The organism is Bradyrhizobium manausense, assembly GCF_018131105.1.
GTDB classification, from domain to species: domain Bacteria; phylum Pseudomonadota; class Alphaproteobacteria; order Rhizobiales; family Xanthobacteraceae; genus Bradyrhizobium; species Bradyrhizobium manausense_B.
The window spans coordinates 3,383,484-3,405,109 of record NZ_JAFCJI010000001.1 but is presented as its reverse complement, the minus strand read 5'-3'; the positions used below and the strand labels follow the sequence as shown (position 1 = coordinate 3,405,109).

Sequence of the window (21,626 nt, the reverse complement as noted above, 5' to 3'; positions counted from 1 at the left end):
AAGCTGATGATTTTTCAGGCTTTATTCTGCGTCGCCGCGATCATCCACTGGCGGAAGGCGGCGAGCTTTGGCGCTTCGCGGCGCCCCTCGGGTGAGACCAGATAGAAGCCGGCATCGGCCGGCAGCGCGATCTTGAAGGGAACCACGAGCCGGCCCTTGGTAATGTCGTCACGGACATAGGAGGTCCGCCCCATCGCGACGCCGATGCCGTCGATCGCTGCCTGGATCGTCATGAAGATCATGTCGAAGGTGATGCCGGGCTGCTTGGCGATGTCGGCCGGCAGGCCCGCCGCCGTCAGCCACAGCCGCCAGTCGTCGCTGTTGGCATTGGATGTGTGCAGCAGCGGATAGCCGCGCAGATCCTCCGGTTGGCGCAGCGGCTTGTCGCCACGCAGGAGCGACGGGCTGCACACGGGGAACAACTCGTCCGCCATCAGCCAGTCGGCGCGCACGCCCGGCCACTGACCGCGGCCGTAGCGGATTGCGGCATCGACATCGTCGCGCTGGAAATCGACCAGGCTGGTTGATGTGGTGATGCGGACGTCGATGTCCGGATTTGCTTCCTGAAAATCCGCCAGCCGCGGCAGCAGCCATTTTGCTGCGAGCGAAGCCAGGGTCGAGACCGTCAACATCTTGTCGTCGTCCTTGCGCAGCAGGCGGTCGGTGGCAAGGCGGAGGTCGTTGAAGGCGGCGCGGACACCGGGCAGGTAGTCGCGCGCCTCCGGCGTCAGCGCCAGCGCCCGGTTCTGCCGGATGAACAGGCGGATGCCGAGCTCCTCCTCGAGCCGGCGGATCTGATGGCTGATCGCGGTCTGCGTCACGTTCAGCTCGCTCGCCGCCAGCGTGAAGCTGAGATGGCGCGCGGCGGCTTCAAACGCCCGCAATCCGTTCAGGGAGGGCAATCTGGCAGTCATTTGGCAGCAGGATGCATGAGTTTATTTCATGCGAAGAGGTACAAATTGTCGTTTGTGGCAGCGCACTTAGAAGCAGATATTAGCGGCCAAGTTAGCTCAAGGAGCTGAAAATGTCTACTTTGACCCACAATTCGATGACAAATCATCATGCACCGGGCCTGATCCAGCAGATCGGCGAGACCCTCCATGTCTGGCACGAGCGCTATCGCACCCGCCGCGAACTGACCAACTGGACCGCCCGCGATCTTCACGACGTCGGCCTGTCCTGGACCGACATCGCCTACGAGGCAGACAAACCCTTCTGGCGGGCCTGACAGGCCGCCAGGCCGGCGCCGCCTGATCACAGGGGCGCCGGCGGTCCCTCAATCTTCACTCCTTCTCTCCCCGTCTTGGGCTCGTGTCATGAGCACCTATCGCCTGGAAGACCTCAAGCAATATTCGGATACGCTGCGCACCCGCGACGGAGGGACGATCAACATTCGCTTCGTTGAGCCGCGCGATACCGAGGAGCTTCAGCACTATTTCCGGTCGCTCACGACCCGCTCGCGCTACAACCGCTTCTTCGGCGCGATCAGTGAATTGCCAAAGGGGCTGCTCGACGATTTCCTCGCCATCGGCGAGCGCGAGCGTTTCACCGTGGTCGCGACCAAAATGGTCGATGGCTTCGAGACGATCGTTGCCGAGGCGCGTTACGCGCTCCATGCAGAGACGTCGACGCTTGAGTTCGGCCTGTCGGTCGACGACCGCTGGCAGGGCCACGGCATTGCCACCTCGCTCATGAAGAACCTCGAATGCCGCGCCGCCGCGCTCGGCGCCGAGTACATGTTCGGTGACACCTTGCGTTCCAACGAAACGATGATCTCGCTCGCGCGCAAATCCGGTTTCGCCTTCGTCAATCACCCTGACGATTGGAAACTGGTGCGTTTCGACAAGGAGATCCACGTCGCGCCGAAGGATATTCCATGCGCGAGCTGGCGCCTCGCCGCCCTTTTCCGTCAGGCCGATAGCCCCTCAGCCTCGGCCTGACACCACTCCAAGCCCGGCCTGGTCCAAACCAGCGCCGGGCATTTTTTTATCTTCACGCAGCACGCGCCCTACTTCCCTGTGAACACTGCCTTGCGCTTCTCGATGAAGGCCTGCACGGCTTCCTTGTGATCGGCGGTCGTGGTCAGGCGAACCAGCCGTTCGGCCTCGTGATCCCTGGCGGTTTCGAAATCGAACAGCAGGGCTTCGTCGAGATTGTCCTTCATGTAGCGCAGCGCCAGGCGCGGGCCTTCGGCGAGCGACTTTGCCAAAGTGAAGGCTTCGGTCTGCAGCTTGTCGTCGGGGACGACGCGGTTGACGAGGCCGATGGCTTCGGCGCGCGCAGCATCCACCCGGTCGCCGGTGAACAGCAGCTCGCGTGCCCGCGCGGTACCGACGAGCCGCGTCAACAGCCAGGCAATGCCGTAATCGCCTGACAGCGCGATGCGGGCATAGCCGGTAGCGACGAAGGCCGATTGTGCGGCGATGCGGATGTCGCAGGCCATGGCGAGGGCAAGCCCCGCACCGACCGCGGGACCGGGGAGGGCCGCGATGGTCGGCTTGCGTACCGACACCAGCGCGCCGGTCAGCAGCCGCTGCCGCTCCTGGAGATCTGCGACGCGGTCCTCCAGCGTCATCTCCAGCTTCCTGGGATCGCGATGCGCGCCCATGCCCTTGACGTTGCCGCCGGCGCAGAACGCCTCGCCTGCGCCGGTGAGCAGCAGCGCGCCGACATTGGGATTCTCGCCGCAGGCCCGGATCATCGTGCGCAACGCCGGCGTCAGATTGTCCGACAGCGAGTTGCGCGCCTCCGGCCGGTTCAGCGTGATGATCGCGACGCGGTCGCGGATGACGCAGAGGAGTTCGTTGGTTCCGGTATCGATGGTGGTTTCCATGGTCGCTCTTTCCCTTCGTCATTGCGAGCAAAGCGAAGCAATCCAGACTGTCTCCGCGGAAATAACCTGGATTGCTTCGTCGCTTCGTTCCTCGCAATGACGATTGTTATCGTTACGTTATCGCTTCAAAACTTCTCCACCCAGGGCCGCAGCTCGAGCTCCCAGCTCCAGGCACTGCGCGGTTGCTGCAACACATTCCAATAGCTCTCCGCGATCGCATCGGGATCGAGCATCGAATCGGGCTTGTCGGCAGGTTCGGAGCGCGCCGCACTGCGGATGCCGCCGTCGATGACGAAATGCGCGACGTGGATACCTTGCGGCGACAATTCGCGCGCCATGCTTTGCGCGAGGCCACGCAACGCGAACTTGCCCATCGCGAACGGAGCGGATTGCGCATAGCCCTTCACGCTGGCCGATGCACCCGTGAACAGGATCGCGCCGTGCTGGTTCGGCACCATGCGTTTCGCAGCCTGCTGCGCTACCAGGAAGCCGCCATAGGCGCTGACTGCGATTGCGTTGGCGACATCGGCCGGGACCAGATCGATAAACGGCCCGCGCGAACGGCCGCTGGCATTGTAGACGACGAGATCGGGCGTGCCGATCTCGCGTTCGACCAGGCCAAACAGGCGCTCGACCTCCTCAGGCTCGGTGGCGTTGCAGGCATAGGCCTTGGCGCCGGTCTCGGTGCAGAGCGCACCTAGCTTCTCGATCTTGCGCGCGGCCAGTGCGACGCGAATGCCCTGCGCGGAGAGCAGACGTGCCAGCGAGGCGCTCAGGCCTTCGCCGGCACCTACGATGAGGGCGATCTTGTATTTCGGGTGTTCCATGAGGTGATCTCTCGAAGACGGGAAGCCGTTGATCTAGGCATTCGCCGCGCGGACAACCAGCCGGTACGAGCACAATTCCGCAGAGCGATTTGCTCCTTCACGGCGATCATGCCTCCCTGACAATTTGCGGCTTTATCGGGTCTCGCGATGGGAGCATGATCGACATCATCTCAAGCGGCAAGCGATAAGAATTGCCGTGGGGCGGAAACGAAGAGGTCGATCATGCACAAGCCGGTCACAGCGCAGCCAGCAGATGCCGCGGCCGCACCCTCCGGCCTGCTGGCGCCGGATACGACTGGCATGAATTTCTACCGCGCCGATCAGGCGCTGACGGATTTGCTGCGCATCCATCTGCCGGACACGCTATTTCGCCACATCGAGCCGCATCTCGACCGCCTCGGCGAACTCGCGGGTGGCCATCTCGACGACTGCGCTCGGCTAGCCGACCGGCACACGCCGGTGCTGCATCAGCGCGACAAATTCGGCCGCGATGTCCAGTCGATCGAATACCACCCGGCCTATCGCGAACTGGAGAATGCCGCGTTCGGTGAGTTCGGCATCCATGCGTTGTCGATCCGCAAGGGGATCATGGGCTGGCCGGACAAATATCCTGTCGTGGCCAAGCACGCCTTCACGTTTCTTTTCAACCAGACCGAATTCGGCATGGGCTGCCCGATCAACGTCACCGACGGCTGCGCCAAGCTGCTCGCCAATTTCGGCAGTGATGCGCTGAAAGCAAAATATCTCGATGGCCTGACCTCGACCGACATGACCAAGCTGACCCAGGGCGGCCAGTTCATGACCGAGAAGGAAGGCGGCTCCGATGTCGGCACGCTGACCACGCGCGCGGTGCAGGAAGGCGACCATTGGCGCCTTACTGGCGAAAAATGGTTTTGCTCGAATGCGGACGCAAAAGTCGTGATGCTGCTGGCGCGACCGGAAGGCGCGGGCCCCGGCACGCGCGGCGTCGGCCTGTTCCTGATGCCGCGCTTTCTCGACGACGGCTCGCAGAACCACTACCGGATCGTGCGCCTCAAGGACAAGCTCGGCACGCGCTCGATGGCCTCAGGCGAGATCAAGCTCGAAGGCGCCATCGCCTATGCCGTGGGCCGAATCGATCGCGGTTTCGTGCAGATGGCCGAAATGGTGAATTCGTCGCGACTGTCCAACGGAGTCAAATCGACCGCGCTGATGCGCCGCGCCTATCATGACGCGATGACGGTGGCGAAGAACCGCGTCGTGTTCGGCAATCGCATCATCGACCTGCCGCTCGGCCGCCGCCAGATGCTGAAGATCATGCTGCCGGTTGAGCAGGCGCTGTCGATGAGCTTTCTCACCGCCGATGCGCTCGATCGCGCCGAAGCCGGCAGCCAGGATGCTGCGGCGCTGCTGCGTATCCTCACGCCGACGTTGAAATTCCGCGCCACGCGCGATGCCCGAAAAGTCTGCGGCGATGCGCTCGAGATGCGCGGCGGCATCGGCTATATCGAGGAATTCGCGACGCCGCGCCTGCTGCGCGATGCGCATCTCGGCTCGGTCTGGGAAGGCACCGGCAACATCGTCGCGATCGATGCGCTGCGGCGCGCGGTCGGCCGCCACGGCGCCGAATCCGCGCTGTCGGCCGATCTGCATGCCCGGCTCGATGACAGCGCCTCGGTGCCGCAGGCCTGGCGCGACAAGCTGCGCGGCCTCGTCGATCGTGCGGTCGGATTTGCGCGCGAGGTCGCGGGGAAGTCCGAGAACGAGGCCGACGCGCGGCGCGCCACCAGCCTGCTCTATCACGTCGCAAGCGCCGTGGCTCTCGCCTGGGAGGCGCACCGCATCCACGGGATACGCGGCGATGCGCGCCGGCTGCTGCTCTCGCGGCTCGTGATCGATCACCGGGTATCGCCGAGCGATCCGTTCCGGCTGACGGAAAATCCCACGCAGGCGAAGATTGCGGCGCTGCTGCTCGGCGATCGCGTGGCCTCCATGAGCGAGGTTGGCGAACTGGTTCTGGCAGCGTAGGCTGCGCGCCACGATCAAACAAAAAACGCGATAGGGAGTGCTCGATGAAGGCCGCTGTCCTCTATGAAGTCAACAAGCCGCTGGTCATCGAGGATGTCAGCCTGCCGAAGCCAGGACCGCGCGAGGTCCTGATCCGCACGTCAGTTGCCGGGCTCTGCCACTCCGATCTGCATTTCATGGAAGGCCTTTATCCGCACCCGCTGCCCGCGGTGCTCGGGCACGAGTCCGCAGGGATCGTCGAGCAGGTTGGCTCCGACGTCACCTACGTCAAGCCCGGGGATCACGTCGTCACGTGCCTCTCCGTGTTCTGCGGCACCTGCGACAATTGCACCACGGGCCGCACCGTGCTCTGCACCGACACGACCGTGAAGATGCTGCCCGGCGCGTCCGACCGAATGCAGTGGAACAGGTCGGAGAAGCTGCACCAGTTCCTCAACCTCTCGTCCTTTGCCGAGCAGATGCTGGTGCACGAAAATGCGATCGTCAAAATCCGCAAGGAGATGCCGCTCGATCTCGCCGCGCTGATCGGTTGCGGTGTGATCACCGGCTACGGTGCGGTGGTGAACACCGCGAAGGTGACGGCGGGTGAAACCGTCGCCGTGATCGGCTGCGGCGGTGTCGGCATGGCCGCGATCAACGGCGCCCAGATCGCTGGCGCCGGCCGCATCATCGCCATCGACACCAACCCGGCAAAGCTCTAGCTCGCGACCAAGCTCGGGGCCACCGACATCATCAACCCCGCCGACGGCGACGTCGTGAAGCAGGTTCGCGACCTCACCAATGGCGGCGTGCATCATTCCTTCGAGGTGCTCGGCCGCAAGGAAACCGCGGAGCAGGCCTTCGCCATGCTCGCCTCCGGCGGCACGGCCACCATCGTCGGCATGATCCCGTTCGGCCAGAAGATCGAACTGCACGGCTTCGACTTTTTGCGCGAGCGCCGGATCCAGGGCTCCTCGATGGGTTCCAACCATTTCCGCGTCGACATGCCGCGTCTGGTCGATTTCTACCTGCGCGGCCGGCTGCATCTGGAAGACTGGATTTCGGCCAAGCTGAAGCTCAGCGAGATCAACGAGGGTTTTGCCAACATGAAAGCCGGCAAGACGCTGCGCAGCGTGATTGTGTTTGATAGCTGATCTCCTTCACCTCTCCCCGCTGTTTGCGGCAAGAGGTGAAACTCTCAACGCGACACGTGAGCGGACACCGCGAGCCACGTCCCGTTCTTCTTCGCCCAGCAATCGGTATATCGCCCGGTTGCCTGCTGGCCGTCCGCCGTGGTGTAGCTCGTCGCCGCGTGGATGATGGCGAAGTCACCCATGATGCGGATGATGACGTCGAACGCGTGCAGATTGCGGATCGCGATCGGTCGCGCCGTCTGCTCCAGGAAGGCGGCGCGGTCGACGAGGGTCTTGTCGGGATTGGAGCAGTAGAATTCCGGCGCCAGGATCTCGTCGAAACGCCTGACGTCGCAGTTCTGCACGGAAGCCACGTAGTCGCGGTTGAGTGCGGTGAGCTGTTCGAGATCCTGGCTCATGATGCGTCCTCTCGCTTTTCAGTTCCACTCCGCCATTGCGAGGAGCGAAGCGACGAAGCAATCCAGACTGTTGCCGCGGAAAGATTCCGGATTGCTTCGCTTCGCTCGCAATGACGCGAGAAACTAGTCGTCAAACATCTTCGGCGGCACGAACCCGCCGAATTCACGCTCGATCAGCTCCGCCAGCTTCAATGGCGTGCGATCTTCCAGCCACGGGCCGACGATCTGGACGCCGACCGGCAGTCCGTCCGGCGCAAATCCGGTCGGGATCGCAGTCGAGGGCAGGCCGGGCAGCGTGGCGATGCCGGGCCAGGCGAGCTGGTCCGGATAGACATGCGCCTTGCCGTCGATTGTGATGCGGCGTTTTTCCTGCTCGGGCGAATGATCATGCGGATAGGCTGCAGTCGGCATCACCGGGCAGATCACCGCGTCGAACGTCTTGAACAGCTCGCGCCATTGTGCGCGCAACCGCGTGCGTCCGCCGGTCGCCATCACCCAGTCGCGATGGCTCAGCGCGATGCCGCGCAGCCGCTCGGCGGCAAGGCTGTTGTCGCTCTCGGGCAGGGCGGCCGCGGCCGCCTTGGCGCCGGCATAGATGTCTGGTGCGAACGTCGAACCGAGGAACGACATCAGGATGCGCATATAGAGTCGCGACGATGCCGCAAAGTCCGGCAGCAGCGGGCTGGTCCGTTCGATCTTCACGCCGGCCTTCGCCAGATTGTCGGCGAGCGCGTTGATGGTGCCGCGCACGGCGGTATCGGTCGGCAGCACCGGATCGGTGTCGATCACCAGCACGCGAAAATCCTTGAATGCGGTGTGCCGTGCCGGCGGCAATTCGAGCCGGTAGGCGAGGCCCGCGTCGATCGGATCGGGCCCGGCCATGACGTCGAGCACCAGCGACAGATCGGCAGCGCTGCGTGCCATCGGGCCGATCACCGAGAGGTCGCGCTCGAACGGCAGGGGTGGCAGCGGCGGCGGTGTATGGCCGCGCATGGCGACGAGGTCGAAAGTCGGCTTGTGGGCATAGACACCGCAATGGAAGGCCGGCACGCGCAGGGACCCGCCGATGTCGGAGCCGATCGACAGCGGGCCATAACCCGCGGCAAGCGCGGCCGAGGAGCCTCCGGACGAGCCGCCGGGTGTGCGGCCGAGATCGTAGGGATTGTTGGTGGTGCCGTAGATGTCGTTGTAGCTCTGCCAGTCGCCGAGCCCGAGCGGCACGTTGGTCTTGCCGATGATGACGGTGCCGGCGTCCTTCAGGCGCGTGACCGGCAGCGAATCGTCCTTGGCAATGAAATCCTTCTGCGCGGGGATGCCCCAGGTCGTGGGCAGGCCGGCGATATTGTAGGATTCCTTCACGGTCATCGGCAGGCCGAGCAGCGGCCTTCTTTCGCCCCGCGCCAATGCTGCATCTGCCCCGCGCGCCGCGTCGAGGGCGCGATCGAAATCCCGAACGCAGATCGCGTTGACCTTGCCGTCGTGACGTTCGATGCGGTCGATCGCATCCTGCGTGAGCTCGACGGCGGAAACCTTCCTCGCCGTCAATGCGGCCGACAGCTCGACCGCGCTCTTGAAACTCCATTCCGATTTCGCCACGACATGCTCCTGCGCTTCACCAAGGGGATGATGCGCAGTTTGGCGGAATGCCGCAACCGCCGTTTGATCGCGATTGCCATGCCGTGACGCGGAATGCCTCAGGCCGCCCCGATCAATATCCCCACCGCCAGCACGATGGCGCCGCCGAGCACGATCTGGAATACCGCCTGCAGGAACGGCGTGTCCATGTAGCGCGCACGGATGAAGGCGATGGCCCACAATTCGAAGAACACGACGATGCCGGCAATGGCCGTCGCGATCCAGAAGGCGTTGGGCCAGGCATCAGGCACGAGATAAGGCATGGTGTGGCCGAGCCCGCCGAGCGTCGTCATCGCGCCGCAGGTGATGCCGCGCAGCCAGGGCGAGCCGCGCCCCGTCAGCGAGCCGTCGTCGGACAGCGCTTCGGCAAACCCCATGCTGATTCCGGCGCCGATCGAGGCGGCAAGGCCGACCAGGAAAGTCTGCCAGTTCTGGTGGGTGGCAAAGGCCGCCGCGAACAGCGGCGCCAGTGTCGAGACCGATCCGTCCATCAGGCCGGCGAGGCCCGGCTGCACATATTGCAGCACGAACATCCGCCGCCGTGTGCGATCTTCCTCGGCGCGCACGTCGGGCTTCAAGATCTCGTCGGTCAGCGCGACCGCACGATTCTCGTGATGCTTCTCCTCCTCGGCGAGATCGCCGAGCAGGCGGCGCACGCCGACATCCTCGGCCTGCTCGGCAGCGCGCGCGTAGAAGCGCTCGGCCTCGAGCTCCATGGTCTCGACCTCTTTGCGGATCGTGTCGAGCGGCAGGTTCTTGGTCAGCCAGATCGGGCGCCGGCGCAGAAAGCCTTTGACGTCCTCGCGGCGGATCGGCGGCAGATGCGGGCCGAAGCGTTCTTCATAAAGCTGGAGCAGGCGATGGCGGTGGCCGCGTTCCTCCTCGGCCATCTCCTCGAATATCTTGGCCGTGTCCGGATAGCGCTCCCGCAGATCCTCGGCGAAGCTCATATAGATGCGGCTGTCCTGCTCCTCGGACGAGATCGCGACCGCAAGCACCTCGCGCTCGGTCAAATCGGCAAAAGTCTTCACGGATGGCCCTGTCTCGATAGTTTAGAATGGTTCTAAACTATATAGGGCGGCGCGGTTCCTCGGTCAAATCAGGCGGTGCGGGCCTTTTCGAGGAAGTCCAGCAGCAACCGGCTGACCTCAGCGGGCTGCTCCTGCTGCACCCAATGGCCGGCACCATCGACGAGATGGCATCCGAGCATCCTGGTGCAGCCGCGCCCCTGCATCGCCTCGAACACGCCGGGGCGTTGATAGGTGCCCCAATCCTGCTTGCCGGAGATGAAGCAGGAAGGCACGTCGATGCTACGCCCCGAGAACAACTGCATCTCGTTGTTGAGCATGCCCGAGGTTCCGTAGCGGTACCATTGCAGCCCGCCCTGGAATCCGGTGCGGGCGTATTCGGCGCTGTAGTAAGCGAGGTCGCTGTCCGGCAGCCATCGGTTGGCAGCGATCGCGGTAGGCGAGGGCATCTCCTTCGCGACCGTCTCGGCCATGGTCTCACCGAGATCCATCACGTAGTAGGTCGGCAGCTTTGCGAGCTCGCCTGCTGACCACGACTTCAGCGCATAAGGCTTGTTGTCGATCCAGTCCGCGCTCTTGTGATGATAATAGGCGCGCAGGAAATCATGCACGCCCTGCGGCGCGTGCTGCATGTCGGCATTGGCCGGACGCATCGCATAGTACCATTGATAGTGAATGCGCGGGCGCGGCAGCGCGGCGAGCTCGCGATGCACGGGGTCTTCGACCGCAGGCTGCGTCGGACCATCGGCCGTATTGAACGGCAGCGCCGGCGCTCCGCCGAACGGCGCGCTCATCAACGTCACCGAGCGAAACACGTCGGGCCGGATCAGCGCACACCAGGCCGCGACCGGGCTGCCGAAATCATGCCCGGCGAGATCGACCTGCCTATAGCCGAAGGCCGATACCAGGGCGAGCGCATCGCGCACGATGTTGAGAAGAGAGAATGGGGTGAGATCGCCGTCGTAGTCAGCAGTCCAGCCGGTGGTGCGGCCATAGCCGCGCTGGTCGGGCGCGAGCACGTGATAGCCGGCCGCTGCCAGCACCGGCATCACCTTGCGCCAGGAGAAAGCGAGCTCCGGAAAACCGTGCAACAGCAGGATGCAGGGACGGCCCCTGGTCTCGAAACCGGCTTCGAGCACATGCATGCGCAGGCCGTTGATGCCGTCGACATAACGCGAGCGGATGCCGGCGGGGAGAGGGATGTCGGGGAGATCAGCCATTTTGTTTCCTCGCCCTGGCCAGGCATAGCCGTCTGAAGGACGGCGTCGTTTCCGCTCGCCTATGCCGGCCATCCACGTTCTTGTTGCCGTTGATTGTAAGAACGTGGATGCCCGCGGCAAGCCCGGCCATGACGGCAATGATGCGGGAAGATCGCGTACGCTAAACCGACTCACACACGAAGGCGTTGCCCTTGCGCTTGATCTTCCCCACCGACGGCGATGGGAAATGCGCGGTGCAGCACAGCGTGTCGGTGTCGCAATAGCGCTCGAGGAAGCTGCGGCGCGTCGTGGCCGCCTTGGCCGGATCGACGTCGAACTTGATCGACAGCTCCGGATAGAGCGTCTGCAGCGGCGAGTGCATGAGGTCGCCGGAGAATACCGCGTCGTCCTTGCCGCGTCCCATCGCGATGGCGATGTGCCCGGGCGTGTGACCCGGCGTCGGCAAGATGCGGACGTGATCGCCGATCCGGTGATCGTTGCCGACGAGCTCGTGCTTGTTGGCCTGGACCACAGGCAGCACGCTGTCGGCGAAGGGCGGGATCTCCGCTTTCGCGTTCTCCGCGAACCAGTGATCATATTCCTGCCTCGCGAACACGTAGCGCGCCTTGGGGAAGGTCGGCACCCAGCGGCCGTTCTCGAGCCGCGTGTTCCAGCCGACGTGATCGACATGCAGATGCGTGCACATCACGAAGTCGATGTCGTCGACCGAGACGCCGGCGCCATTGAGTGCGCGCAAGTACGTATCGTCGGTCTTCATGTTCCATTTCGGACGATTGGGGCGCGGCTTGTCGTTGCCGATACAGCTGTCGATCAGGATGGTGTGGTGCGGCGTCTTCACCACATAGGACTGGAAGGCCAGCATCAACACGTCCTGATCGTCCAGCGCCTTGGCCTGCCGCATCCACGCGCGGTTCTCGGCCAATACCTCAGGCGTCAGTCCCGGCAGCATCTCGAGTGCCGGCACGAACGACGTTTCCTGCTCGATGACGCGCTGGATGGTGAGTTCGCCAACCGCGTATTTCAGGCTCATGAGAACTCCCGCTGTTATGCGGCCGGAGGCACCGAGATCTTGACTGAGGGGCGCTCCAGCATCTTCTGGTGGAAGGCGTCGAGTTTTGGATAGGCCTTGCGCCAGCCGCAATCGGCGAAGCGGAAGTCGGCATAGCCGAGCACGCAAACGAGGCCGATCTGCGAAATGTCGAACGGGCCGTTCAGAACGTCGGGCATGTTCTCGAAGCGCGCCATGCCGGTCCAGGCCCGGTTCCAGTGGTCGTCCGACCACGCCTGCCATTGCAGGCCCTGCGGCCGCACCATCTTTTCGTAGCGGCACAGCAGCATGGAATCGAGCATGCCGTTGATCAGCGAATGATTGGTCTTGGCCTTCCAGCGCCGCGGACCGTAGTCCGGGATCAGACTGCCGCCGACCATCTCGTTGAGATATTCGACGATGACGTAGGAGTCCAAAATCACGTCGCCGTCGTTGGTGATCAACACAGGCAGCTTCTTCAGCGGCGTGATCTTCGAATAGTCCTCGTTGGCGGTGCCCGGCGCGACGGTGGCCGGTGTGAATTCGATCTTGTCGATCAACCCGAGCTCGATCGCAGCGATGCGCACCTTGCGGGCGAAAGGCGAGGCGGCGGAGAAGGAGAGTTTCATCGGAGATATCCTGCGGGTGATCGGCAATTGGTTTTCGTCATTGCCAGCGATGCGAAGCAATCCAGGCTGCCTCCGTGGAATTAGTCTGGATTGCTTCGTCGCCAGCGCAAAATTGCTTCGCAATTTTGTCGCGGGCTTCTCGCAATGACGGGGAGAGAGCGGAGGCCTTACGCCGCCACGATCTCCTGGCGCTGCTCGCCGAGGCCTTCGATGCCCAGGGTCACGACGTCGCCGACATTCAGGAAGGTCGGCGGCTTCATGCCGAGGCCGACGCCGGGCGGGGTGCCCGTGGTGATGATATCGCCCGGCAGCAAGGTCATGAACTGCGAGACATAGGAGATGCACTTGGCCATCGAGAAGATCATGGTCTTGGTCGAGCCGGTCTGACGGCGCTGACCGTTGACGTCGAGCCACATCGACAGGTTCTGCACGTCCTTGATCTCGTCCTTGGTGGCAAGCCAGGGGCCGACGGGGCCGAACGTGTCGTGCGACTTGCCTTTGGTCCACTGACCCAGGCGCTCGGTCTGGAAGTTGCGCTCGGAGACGTCGTTGCAGACGCAATAGCCGGCGACGTAGTTCAGCGCATCGGCTTCCGAGACGTATTTTGCCTGGGTGCCGATAATCGCAGCGATCTCGACTTCCCAGTCGAGCTTGGTCGAGCCGCGCGGCTTCTCGACCTTGTCGTTCGGGCCGGACAGCGAGGTGTTGGCCTTCATGAAGATGATCGGTTCGGTCGGAATTGCAGCGCCCGTTTCCTTGGCGTGGTCGCTGTAGTTGAGGCCGATCGCGACGAATTTCGAGATGCCGGTGACCGGCGCGCCGAAGCGCGGCTTGCCGGAAACGGCAGCCAGCGAGGCCGGGTCGATCGCGGCCAGTTTCTTCAGGGATTCCGGCGAATAGGCCTCGCCGGTAAGGTCCTTCACATGCGCCGACAAGTCGCGCAACTGGCCGGATTTGTCGATCAGGCCGGGCTTTTCCGCACCCTTTTCGCCGTAACGAACAAGCTTCATTCTCGTTTCTCCCTAAGTGGACTGATCGGTTAAATAGCTTCATGGAACAGGGCGGCGGGAAATTCAACCGCCGAAAAAGGCGTGCATTGCAGCCCTCTCAATTCGGTGGGGGGACGAGGTCCTGTAGGGTGGGCAAAGGCGCGAAGCGCCGTGCCCACGATCTTTTGCTACAGGCCGAACGTGTGGGCACGCCTCGCTTTGCCCACCCTACGAAGCCTATGATTGCAACGCCATAAACTTGAACGCATCTCGCTCGCGGCGAATGTGCCCGGCCGAGAAATGTCCACCGATCACCAGCGTCGGCGTATCGGCAAACCGGCCGAACAGCGCTGCCCGCGTCGTCGCCGACTGCGCCTGGTCGGAATCCGCGGTCGAGGACCACGCGAGATGTGCCATCTGGCAGGGATGGTGGGCGACATCTCCGGTCAGCAATCCCTGTTCGCCGTCCGACTGGATCAGGATGCTCATATGGCCGGGACTGTGGCCGGGCGTCGGGATCATGCTGATCTCGTCCGTGAGCCGGTGGTCGCTGGGGATCAGATCGGCGCGGTCGGCATCGACGATCGGCTTCACGGAATCGTCAAACACCGCCTGCTTGTCCGGCTCGGTCGAATGGTTCAGCCAATGCTCGTATTCGGTGCGGCCGAACACGTAACGCGCTTTGGGGAAGGCCGGTACCCATTTGCCGCCGACGAGCTTCGTATTCCAGCCGACATGGTCGACATGGAGATGTGTGCACAGCACGGTGTCGATGCTATCGGGCGGAAAGCCCGCCGCACCCATCATCTCCAGGAACGGGGTGTCGCGATTATTCCAGGTCGGGATGTTGCGGCCCTGCTTGTCGTTGCCGAGGCCGGTGTCGACAACGATCCGGCGTGACGGCGTCTCCACCACCAGCGAATGGATCGACATTTTCAGCCGGCCCTCCTCGGTGGCGAAATGCGGGATCAGCCAGGGCAGCTTCTTGATCTCGTCATTGCCGGCCAAGGGTAGGATGAAGCGGGTCGAGCCGACCGTCTCCATCTCCACCACCTTGGTGATTTTGACCCTGCCGACCTTCCACTGCATCGGGCGTACCCCTCATTTTCTTGCTTTCGCGAAAGATGCGGCCTTCCGCCTCCGAACGCAATGGATCATCTGCCGTGATGCTGCGTTATCGCAGGAACTCGAAACCAGCGGCCAGAGTCCGAGGGGAAACCCATGCCAGAGCTTGCCATTTCCGCCGACAAGGTCGCCTTCATCATCGAGAAGGCGCGCGAATTCGACGTCAAGGAAGGTGCCTCCGATCAGGATTCGGGCTCCAACCCCTCCGATGACGACGAGATTGACGTGCTGGAGGACACGTCGTCCGATCCGGTCGCAGCCGAACTCGGCGGCTTCATCCAGGCGCTGAACGAGGACGAGCAGCTCGACCTGGTCACGCTGATGTGGCTCGGCCGCGGTGACAGCGATGTCGATGAGTGGGACGATCTGCGCGCCCGCGCCGTCGAAGCGCGTGCCGAATACAAGGCACCCCGGCGCGAGACAGTGCAATATCTGCTGGGCGAGCCGATGCTGGGCGATCTCCTCGCCGACGGGATGGACGAACTCGGCATCGACTGGACCGACGAGCGGACCACGCCTGTGGCCTAACGCGCGCAGTCGACGATCACGGTGCCGAGCTTGTCGCCCTTCTCGACGGCGAGATGGGCCTGCGCCGTGTCCGACAGCGCGAATTGTGCCGCGATATTGTGAATGCGCGGCCCCGCCGCCAGCCATTTCGAAATGTCGGCCTGCGCCGCTGCGAGCAGTGCCGGCGGCAGCGCGAACAGCACCAGCGACCTTAGATTGATGCACTTCTCCATCAGCTCGCGCATCGGGACCTCAGGCGTACGATTGCCATTGGTGGCGTAGACGGCGATGGTGGAATTCATCGCCATCAGCTTCAGCGTCGTCGCGATGTTGCCGCCGAAATCGACATCGACCACGCGGTCGACACCCCGCCCGCCGGTGAAGGCCATCGCCTTGGCGACGACGTCCTCGTCCTTATAATTCACCACGAGATTCGCGCCCGCGCGCCGTGCCTGCTCGCCCTTCATCGCCGCGCTGACGGTCGCGATCACCTGCGCGCCGCCCCATTTCGCGAGTTGCACCACATAGTGCCCAACCGCGCCGGCGCCGCCGGTGACCAGAACGGTCTTGCCGACGATCGGCCCGTCCGCAAACAGCGAGCACCATGCCGTCATCGCGGGGATACCGAGTGTCGCGCCGTCTGCAAACGAGATATGGTCCGGCAACGGCGTCACCAGCTGTTCTGCGAGCGCGATGTATTCTGCCGCGGTGCCGTAGGCGCGGCCATTGCGCTGGCCGTTGAACAGCCAGACGCGGTCGCCAATTTTGAATCGTGTTACGCCGTCGCCGATTTGGTCGATGAAGCCTGCACCGTCGCTGTTCGGGATGACGCGTGGGTATTCCATGGCGCGATAGGAGCCGCCGCGCCGGCCGACATCGGCCGGGTTGACGCCGGAGGCCTCCAGGCGAATGCGAACTTCGCCTGGACCTGCGACCGGCGTCGCCATCTCACCATAGGTGAGAACGTCGACCGCCGGTCCCGTCTGCTCGTACCAGACTGCCCTCACAGCGTGCCGGGGAAGGCGCCGCCGTCGAGCAAGATGTTCTGGCCGGTGATGAAGCCGGCCTTGGCGCCGCACAGGAAGGCGCAGGCATAGCCGAACTCGTCGGGCTGGCCGAAGCGGCCGGCGGGGTTGAGCTTGGCGCGCTCGGCCAGGATCTGCTCCGGCGTCGTGCCGCGCTTGTCGGCCTCGGCCTTCGCGGTGCCGGTCAGACGGTCGGTCTCGAACGGGCCGGGCAAGAGGCCGTTGATGGTGACGTTGTTGATCACGGTCTTGCGCGACAGGCCGGCAATGAAGCCGGTGAGGCCGGCGCGCGCGCCGTTGGAGAGACCGAGAATGTCGATCGGCGCCTTCACTGCGGCCGAGGTGATGTTGACGATGCGGCCGAACTTGCGCGCCATCATGCCGTCCACGGTCGACTTGATCAGCTCGATCGGCGTCAGCATGTTGGCGTCGATCGCCTTGATCCAGTCGTCACGGGTCCAGTTGCGGAAGTCGCCGGGGGGCGGCCCGCCGGCATTGTTGATGAGAATGTCGGGCTCGGGACAGGCCTTCAGCACGGCCTCGCGGCCGGCGGGCGTGGTGATGTCACCGACGATCTCGGTGACCTTCACGCTGGGATAGGCTTTCCTGATCTCGTCGGCCGTCTTCTTCAGGGCTTCGGCGCCGCGCGCGGTCAGCGTGACGTCGACGCCGGCTTCGGCCAGCGAGAAAGCGCAAGCGCGGCCGAGGCCCTTGCTGGATGCGCAGACGATGGCGCGGCGACCTTTGATCCCAAGATCCACTGTTTCACTCCCGTAATGTCAGGCTAGGTTTTTGGATGGAGCGCACTCTAGCCAACTGCGGTGCCGCTGATAAGGGAGGGAACCGCGTCAAAATGCATGGCGCGCGCCGCGGCGATGCAAATGCGCGGGTTAGATCCGCCGCTCCTGCTTGAGGCGGTCGATCGCAGCGGCCGCCTCCGGCGGCAGCGACTTGAACCCCATCTGACCGGCCAGCGAGAACAGCGGCCGCAGATGCGAGCCGGCGAGGAACGGCGGCTGCCGGTTGGCCGGCACGATCTGGTCGAACACCAGCACGAGCGTGGTGGCGACGAGGCCGACCCTGATGGCGCCGAGCGCCGCGCCGCCGAGGCGGTCGCCGATCCCGGCATCGCGGATGGTGTCGTTCAGTGCGAGGCGTCCGATATATCCGAAGAGCATTCCGACCACCACGAAGATGCCGAAGAACCAGATCCAGTTCTGAAATTGCGGCGCGTTCGGATTTTCGGCGACCTGCGGCACGATCATCGGCATCAGCGCGACCGCGATGGGGGCGGCGAGGAGATAAGCGAGAATGGTCATGGCGCTGCCGAGCAGGCCGGTCCTGAAGCCGAAGCCGATCGCAATTGCGAACGCGGCATAGACGGCGAGATCGAAACTGTTCATGAGCGAAACCCTGCCAATGGAACGAATGAACGGCGAACCGGTCATTCGGTTTCATATCGCTAAAATCGTCTGTATTTTTGTTGGCCCCAGAGGGTCGGATACTGCGCCCATTCCATGACTATTTGACGTCGGTAAAGAAAACATCGCCTCGTGGTTGTTCCGGCCTGCGCCGGGACTAAGATGTGGAGATCGCGTGGTCTAGCTCGCCCGCATCTCCGCCCGGATCATATCGGCGGCCTTCTCCCCGATCATGATAGCAGGTGCATTGGTGTTGCCGCCGATCAGCGTCGGCATGATCGAGGCGTCGACGACGCGCAGGCCTTCCACGCCGTGCACTTTCAGCTTCGGATCGACCACGGCCATCGCATCGGTGCCCATCCTGCAAGTGCCGACGGGGTGATAGACGGTGTCGACGCGATTGCGCAAAATGGCGCGGATGTCGTCGTCGGTTCGCACATCGGACGTGAACATGTCCTTCTTCTGCAACGCGCGCAACGCGGGCGTCTCCATCAGCCGTCGCGTGGTCTTGAAGCCTGCGACCATCGACTCGAGGTCCTCGTCTTCGCCCAAAAAGTTCGGATCGATCATTGGCGCTGCGAACGGATCGGCGCTTTTCAGCCAGACGCTGCCGCGGCTCTTCGGCCTGAGCAGGCAGACGTGACATGAGAAGCCGGCCTCCTTGTGCTTCTTTCGGCCGTGATCGTCGAGCATCGCGATGACGAAATGTAGCTGAATGTCGGGTACGTCGAGGTCAGGTCGCGTCTTCAGGAAGCCGCCGCATTCGGCGAAATTGGTGGTCAACAGGCCGCGCCGTTCCCTGCGGTAGCGCTGGATAGCGCGAAGCAGGGACGGCACCCGGCCGAGTGACGCGTGAACGAAATGCGGATAGTCGGAGGCGTAGACGAACACGAAATCCGGATGGTCCTGCAGATTGCGCCCGACGCCCGGCAGGTGATGCGTGACGCCGATGCCGTGCTGGCCAAGCGCCTCACCATCGCCGACGCCCGACAGCATCAGCAATTGCGGCGACTGGAACGCGCCACCGGCAAGGATCACCTCGCGGCGGGCGCGCAGCTGCTTTGTCTGCTTGCCCTGCACATATTCGATGCCGACCGCGCGCCCGCCTTCGAACAGGATGCGCGTGGCATGCGCCGCCGTCTCGATGCGCAGATTGGCGCGCTTGTCCATATGAGGCTGCAGATAGGCGCGCGCCGCGCTCCAGCGCTCGCCCTTGTGCTGCGTCACCTGGTAGCTGCCGAGCCCTTCGTGATCCGCTTCATTGAAGTCCTCGCGAATACGGAACTGCGCCTCGCGGCCGGCCTGATGGAAGACATCATGGATCGGATTGTCCGAGCGCAGCCTGTTGACGTGCAACGGGCCACCCTTGCCGTGATACTCGCCATCGAAATCAGAATTGTTCTCCGAGCGCTTGAAATAGGGCAGCACGTCCGCATACGACCAGCCTTCATTGCCGAGCGCGGCCCAGTGGTCGTAGTCCCATTTGTGGCCGCGGATATAGACCATGGCGTTGATCGCCGAGGAGCCGCCGAGGCCCTTGCCGCGCGGTTGATAGCCGATGCGGCCGTTCAATCCCTTTTGCGGCACGGTGTCGAAGGCCCAATTGGCCGCCTGGTATGGCAGAGCCAGCCCGAACGGTGTGGTGATGCGCCAGTTGTCGTTCTTGCCGCCGGCATCGAGCAGCACCACGGATGTTGCCGCCTCCTCCGACAGCCGCCCCGCCACCGCGCACCCGCCGGAGCCCGCGCCCACGACGATGAAATCGAATGTGTCAGTCACTGATGTTTCCCCCTTCTTCTCGTCATTCCGGCGCGCGAAGCGCGAGCCCGGAATCCATTCATCCGCGTAGCATGTGGCAAGATGGATTCCGGGTTCGATGCTGCGCATCGCCCCCGGAATGACTGACGCTACGACATGAACCGCATCATCTTCTCCAGCCGCGCGATCTTTCCCCCATATGGCGGATAGAGGTCGGCGAGGCGGTTGAACCTGGAGCGATAGAACACCGGCTTCAGCTTGCTGAACGTGCGAAAACCCCATTCGCCGTGATAGGCGCCGCTGCCGGACGCGCCGACGCCACCCATCGGCTGGTTGATTTGCGCGAAGTGAAACAGGCAGTCGTTGATGGTGACGCCGCCGGAGACGGTGCGCGATAAGACCTCGTTGCGTGCGGCTGCGTCCTTGCCGAACCAATAGAGCGCGAGTGGCCGGTCACGGCGGTTGATGAAGGCGATGGCGTCTGCCGGTTCGCGAGTGCCCAACACGGGAAGCACCGGCCCGAAAATCTCCTCCTGCATCACGGCCATGTCTTCGGTGGCGCCGAGGATCAGCGTCGGCGGGAATTTGCGGTGTGACTTCCAGTTGGGATCGTCTGCTTTCGACGGTTGCAGGATTTTTGCGCCGCGCTGCGCGGCATCCGTGACCAGGCTCTCCAGCCGCGCATAATGACGGTCAGAAACGATCGAGGTGTAGTCCTTGTTGGCGGGATCGCTGCCGAACATGCGCCGCATCTGTGCGCGCACCTTCTCGGCGAAAGCCTGCAACGAACGCTCCGGCACCAGCACATAGTCCGGCGCGATGCAGGTTTGCCCGGCATTGAGCAGCTTGCCATAGGCGATACGCTCGGCCGCCTCGTCGAGATCGGCAGAGGCATCGATGATCGCCGGCGACTTGCCGCCGAGCTCGAGGGTGACAGGCGTGAGATTGCGTCCCGCAGCCTCCGCGACCAGCCGTCCGACCCGGGTCGAGCCCGTGAACACGAGATGATCGAACGGCAGGTGTGCGAAAGCTTTTGAGACCTCGTCCTCGATCCCGGTGACGAGCAACTCGGTTGCGTCGAATTTTTGCGCGACCGTCTCCTTCAACAGCGCGGAAAAGTGCGGCACGAGCTCGCTCGGCTTGATGATGACGCGGTTGCCGGCGGCGATGGCGCCGATTGCCGGCGCGAGCGTGAGCTGCAGCGGATAATTCCAGGGCGCGATGATGCCGACGACGCCGAGCGGCTGCGGGATCAACCGGTTGCGCGCGGGCAGGAATTGCAGCGCAGTCGCCACGCGCTGCGGAGCCATCCAGCTCTTCAGGTGCTTTGTGGCATGCCGGATCTCCGAGAACACCATCATCGCCTCCGCGATGGTGGTCTCGACCGCAGAGCGGTGGCCGAAATCGGCCGAGATCGCCTGCCGGAAACGCTCCTCGTTGTCGGCGACCACGGTCCGCAGCCGTGCCAGCCGGTCGAGCCGCGCGGCGCAATCAGGCGCCGGCTCGGCCCGCGAGCGCGCGATCATGGCCTGAAAGCTGTCCGTCAGCGCGGCCAGCGGAGCGCTCGCGAGGGGGCGGTCCACAAGCTTGTCCAGGGATTTGTCCATGGCGCTCCTCCCTCACTGACGTTTCGCCGCTGTTTTGTTGCCGCAAGCTGGCGGTTTGTGGAACTTCTGGCAAGTGCAGGGCAAATCGGCCGGAATTCGCGCCGCAACCTGTCACAAAGTCGAAAAAATCGTCCCGCCAGCCCTTTCCAAAGGCGGTACGGGTTGGTACATACCCCCCGCACCCGACGGGCTTTGGTCCGGGGTTGCCTTCCAGGGAAGCCTTCGGGACGGGAGAAGCAAGCCACGCGAAGAGCGTCGGCCCTCAATCCACCGTCCCCGGCCATTCCGTGAAGGCAAAGCAACGGTTTAACGCGGGGTGGAGCAGCCCGGTAGCTCGTCAGGCTCATAACCTGAAGGTCATAGGTTCAAATCCTATCCCCGCAACCAAATTCGGAATGACCGGTTCCGATACGAGAATGGCCCGCTTCGCGCGGGCCATTCTTGTTTTTAGCGATGC

General features: G+C 63.7%; 20 protein-coding genes, 1 tRNA gene and 1 pseudogene. 6 read left to right on the top strand and 16 right to left on the bottom strand.

From position 1 onward, the window contains the following. Window positions 1–14 precede the first annotated feature (14 nt). Window positions 15–914, bottom strand: a complete 900-nt coding sequence (locus JQ631_RS16320) for a transcriptional regulator GcvA (RefSeq protein ID WP_212327618.1) — start codon at window positions 912–914, stop codon at window positions 15–17. A gap of 110 nt (window positions 915–1,024) precedes the next feature. On the opposite strand from JQ631_RS16320, the gene JQ631_RS16315 reads away from it, so the two are divergent. Together JQ631_RS16315 and JQ631_RS16310 are read left to right on the top strand one after the other, a co-directional pair. Beyond that, window positions 1,025–1,228, top strand: a complete 204-nt coding sequence (locus JQ631_RS16315) for a DUF1127 domain-containing protein (protein ID WP_014498412.1) — start codon at window positions 1,025–1,027, stop codon at window positions 1,226–1,228. An 88-nt stretch (window positions 1,229–1,316) separates the two neighbouring features. After that, on the top strand, window positions 1,317–1,940 hold the full coding sequence (locus JQ631_RS16310) for a GNAT family N-acetyltransferase (protein WP_212327617.1): 624 nt from the start codon (window positions 1,317–1,319) through the stop codon (window positions 1,938–1,940). A gap of 68 nt (window positions 1,941–2,008) precedes the next feature. Here JQ631_RS16310 and JQ631_RS16305 read toward each other — a convergent pair whose 3' ends face one another. Both JQ631_RS16305 and JQ631_RS16300 read right to left on the bottom strand, forming a co-directional pair. Then, window positions 2,009–2,833: an enoyl-CoA hydratase gene (locus tag JQ631_RS16305; RefSeq protein WP_212327615.1), complete on the bottom strand. Its 825-nt coding sequence runs from the start codon at window positions 2,831–2,833 to the stop codon at window positions 2,009–2,011. A gap of 125 nt (window positions 2,834–2,958) precedes the next feature. Beyond that, window positions 2,959–3,660, bottom strand: a complete 702-nt coding sequence (locus tag JQ631_RS16300; protein ID WP_212327613.1) for an SDR family NAD(P)-dependent oxidoreductase — start codon at window positions 3,658–3,660, stop codon at window positions 2,959–2,961. 222 nt (window positions 3,661–3,882) lie between these two features. Here JQ631_RS16300 and JQ631_RS16295 point away from each other — a divergent pair, with 222 nt between their 5' ends. Both JQ631_RS16295 and JQ631_RS16290 read left to right on the top strand, forming a co-directional pair. Next, complete coding sequence (locus tag JQ631_RS16295; protein WP_212327611.1) at window positions 3,883–5,667, top strand: acyl-CoA dehydrogenase family protein; 1,785 nt, start codon at window positions 3,883–3,885, stop codon at window positions 5,665–5,667. 44 nt (window positions 5,668–5,711) lie between these two features. Continuing rightward, window positions 5,712–6,800, top strand: a pseudogene (locus JQ631_RS16290) (Zn-dependent alcohol dehydrogenase). A 44-nt stretch (window positions 6,801–6,844) separates the two neighbouring features. Here JQ631_RS16290 and JQ631_RS16285 read toward each other — a convergent pair. The 8 genes from JQ631_RS16285 to JQ631_RS16250 form a co-directional block, all read right to left on the bottom strand. After that, entirely contained in the window at window positions 6,845–7,198 is a 354-nt protein-coding gene (locus tag JQ631_RS16285; protein WP_212327609.1) for a nuclear transport factor 2 family protein, read from the bottom strand. Window positions 7,199–7,321: 123 nt separating this feature from the next. Then, window positions 7,322–8,794, bottom strand: a complete 1,473-nt coding sequence (locus JQ631_RS16280; protein ID WP_212327607.1) for an amidase — start codon at window positions 8,792–8,794, stop codon at window positions 7,322–7,324. Window positions 8,795–8,892: 98 nt separating this feature from the next. After that, window positions 8,893–9,864, bottom strand: a complete 972-nt coding sequence (mbfA, locus tag JQ631_RS16275; protein ID WP_212327606.1) for an iron exporter MbfA — start codon at window positions 9,862–9,864, stop codon at window positions 8,893–8,895. A 68-nt stretch (window positions 9,865–9,932) separates the two neighbouring features. Next, window positions 9,933–11,081 carry an alpha/beta hydrolase gene (locus tag JQ631_RS16270; RefSeq protein ID WP_212327604.1) on the bottom strand — a complete coding sequence of 383 codons (1,149 nt, stop codon included), beginning with the start codon at window positions 11,079–11,081 and terminating at the stop codon, window positions 9,933–9,935. Between the two features lie 160 nt (window positions 11,082–11,241). Further along, the gene (locus tag JQ631_RS16265) at window positions 11,242–12,111 is read right to left on the bottom strand and encodes an MBL fold metallo-hydrolase (protein WP_212327602.1); all 870 of its coding nucleotides are present in this window, start codon (window positions 12,109–12,111) and stop codon (window positions 11,242–11,244) included. A gap of 14 nt (window positions 12,112–12,125) precedes the next feature. Next, on the bottom strand, window positions 12,126–12,737 hold the full coding sequence (locus JQ631_RS16260; RefSeq protein WP_212327600.1) for a glutathione S-transferase family protein: 612 nt from the start codon (window positions 12,735–12,737) through the stop codon (window positions 12,126–12,128). Window positions 12,738–12,904: 167 nt separating this feature from the next. Further along, a complete protein-coding gene (locus tag JQ631_RS16255; protein ID WP_212327599.1) occupies window positions 12,905–13,747 on the bottom strand; it encodes a fumarylacetoacetate hydrolase family protein in 843 nt (280 codons plus the stop codon). Window positions 13,748–13,963: 216 nt separating this feature from the next. Then, entirely contained in the window at window positions 13,964–14,815 is an 852-nt protein-coding gene (locus tag JQ631_RS16250; protein WP_212327597.1) for an MBL fold metallo-hydrolase, read from the bottom strand. Window positions 14,816–14,947: 132 nt separating this feature from the next. On the opposite strand from JQ631_RS16250, the gene JQ631_RS16245 reads away from it, so the two are divergent. Beyond that, window positions 14,948–15,379 (top strand): DUF3775 domain-containing protein, encoded by a 432-nt coding sequence (locus JQ631_RS16245; protein ID WP_212327595.1) that lies wholly within the window; start codon window positions 14,948–14,950, stop codon window positions 15,377–15,379. Here JQ631_RS16245 and JQ631_RS16240 read toward each other — a convergent pair. From JQ631_RS16240 to JQ631_RS16220, 5 genes are all read right to left on the bottom strand, one after another. Beyond that, entirely contained in the window at window positions 15,376–16,365 is a 990-nt protein-coding gene (locus tag JQ631_RS16240; protein ID WP_212327594.1) for an NADPH:quinone reductase, read from the bottom strand. The genes JQ631_RS16245 and JQ631_RS16240 overlap by 4 nt on opposite strands. Then, complete coding sequence (locus JQ631_RS16235) at window positions 16,362–17,144, bottom strand: SDR family oxidoreductase (protein WP_212327592.1); 783 nt, start codon at window positions 17,142–17,144, stop codon at window positions 16,362–16,364. The genes JQ631_RS16240 and JQ631_RS16235 overlap by 4 nt, the downstream gene beginning before the upstream one ends. Before the next feature lie 129 nt (window positions 17,145–17,273). Continuing rightward, complete coding sequence (locus JQ631_RS16230) at window positions 17,274–17,786, bottom strand: CvpA family protein (RefSeq protein ID WP_212327590.1); 513 nt, start codon at window positions 17,784–17,786, stop codon at window positions 17,274–17,276. Between the two features lie 198 nt (window positions 17,787–17,984). Continuing rightward, a complete protein-coding gene (locus JQ631_RS16225; RefSeq protein ID WP_212327588.1) occupies window positions 17,985–19,583 on the bottom strand; it encodes a GMC family oxidoreductase in 1,599 nt (532 codons plus the stop codon). Between the two features lie 128 nt (window positions 19,584–19,711). Further along, window positions 19,712–21,169, bottom strand: coding sequence for a coniferyl aldehyde dehydrogenase (locus JQ631_RS16220; protein ID WP_212327586.1), 1,458 nt, complete (start codon window positions 21,167–21,169; stop codon window positions 19,712–19,714). 310 nt (window positions 21,170–21,479) lie between these two features. On the opposite strand from JQ631_RS16220, the gene JQ631_RS16215 reads away from it, so the two are divergent. Next, a tRNA-Met gene (locus JQ631_RS16215) sits at window positions 21,480–21,556 on the top strand. Window positions 21,557–21,626: the final 70 nt, after the last annotated feature.

Bases quoted from the DNA above. Each gene is read 5' to 3' on its own strand.
- JQ631_RS16295 (WP_212327611.1), top strand. From the start codon at position 3,883: ATGCACAAGCCGGTCACAGCGCAGCCAGCAGATGCCGCGGCCGCACCC.
- JQ631_RS16300 (WP_212327613.1), bottom strand. From the start codon at position 3,660: ATGGAACACCCGAAATACAAGATCGCCCTCATCGTAGGTGCCGGCGAA.
- JQ631_RS16255 (WP_212327599.1), bottom strand. From the start codon at position 13,747: ATGAAGCTTGTTCGTTACGGCGAAAAGGGTGCGGAAAAGCCCGGCCTG.
- JQ631_RS16305 (WP_212327615.1), bottom strand. From the start codon at position 2,833: ATGGAAACCACCATCGATACCGGAACCAACGAACTCCTCTGCGTCATC.
- JQ631_RS16320 (WP_212327618.1), bottom strand. From the start codon at position 914: ATGACTGCCAGATTGCCCTCCCTGAACGGATTGCGGGCGTTTGAAGCC.
- JQ631_RS16220 (WP_212327586.1), bottom strand. From the start codon at position 21,169: ATGGACAAATCCCTGGACAAGCTTGTGGACCGCCCCCTCGCGAGCGCT.
- JQ631_RS16260 (WP_212327600.1), bottom strand. From the start codon at position 12,737: ATGAAACTCTCCTTCTCCGCCGCCTCGCCTTTCGCCCGCAAGGTGCGC.
- JQ631_RS16230 (WP_212327590.1), bottom strand. From the start codon at position 17,786: ATGAACAGTTTCGATCTCGCCGTCTATGCCGCGTTCGCAATTGCGATC.
- JQ631_RS16310 (WP_212327617.1), top strand. From the start codon at position 1,317: ATGAGCACCTATCGCCTGGAAGACCTCAAGCAATATTCGGATACGCTG.
- JQ631_RS16245 (WP_212327595.1), top strand. From the start codon at position 14,948: ATGCCAGAGCTTGCCATTTCCGCCGACAAGGTCGCCTTCATCATCGAG.
- JQ631_RS16250 (WP_212327597.1), bottom strand. From the start codon at position 14,815: ATGCAGTGGAAGGTCGGCAGGGTCAAAATCACCAAGGTGGTGGAGATG.
- JQ631_RS16315 (WP_014498412.1), top strand. From the start codon at position 1,025: ATGTCTACTTTGACCCACAATTCGATGACAAATCATCATGCACCGGGC.
- JQ631_RS16285 (WP_212327609.1), bottom strand. From the start codon at position 7,198: ATGAGCCAGGATCTCGAACAGCTCACCGCACTCAACCGCGACTACGTG.
- JQ631_RS16265 (WP_212327602.1), bottom strand. From the start codon at position 12,111: ATGAGCCTGAAATACGCGGTTGGCGAACTCACCATCCAGCGCGTCATC.
- JQ631_RS16270 (WP_212327604.1), bottom strand. From the start codon at position 11,081: ATGGCTGATCTCCCCGACATCCCTCTCCCCGCCGGCATCCGCTCGCGT.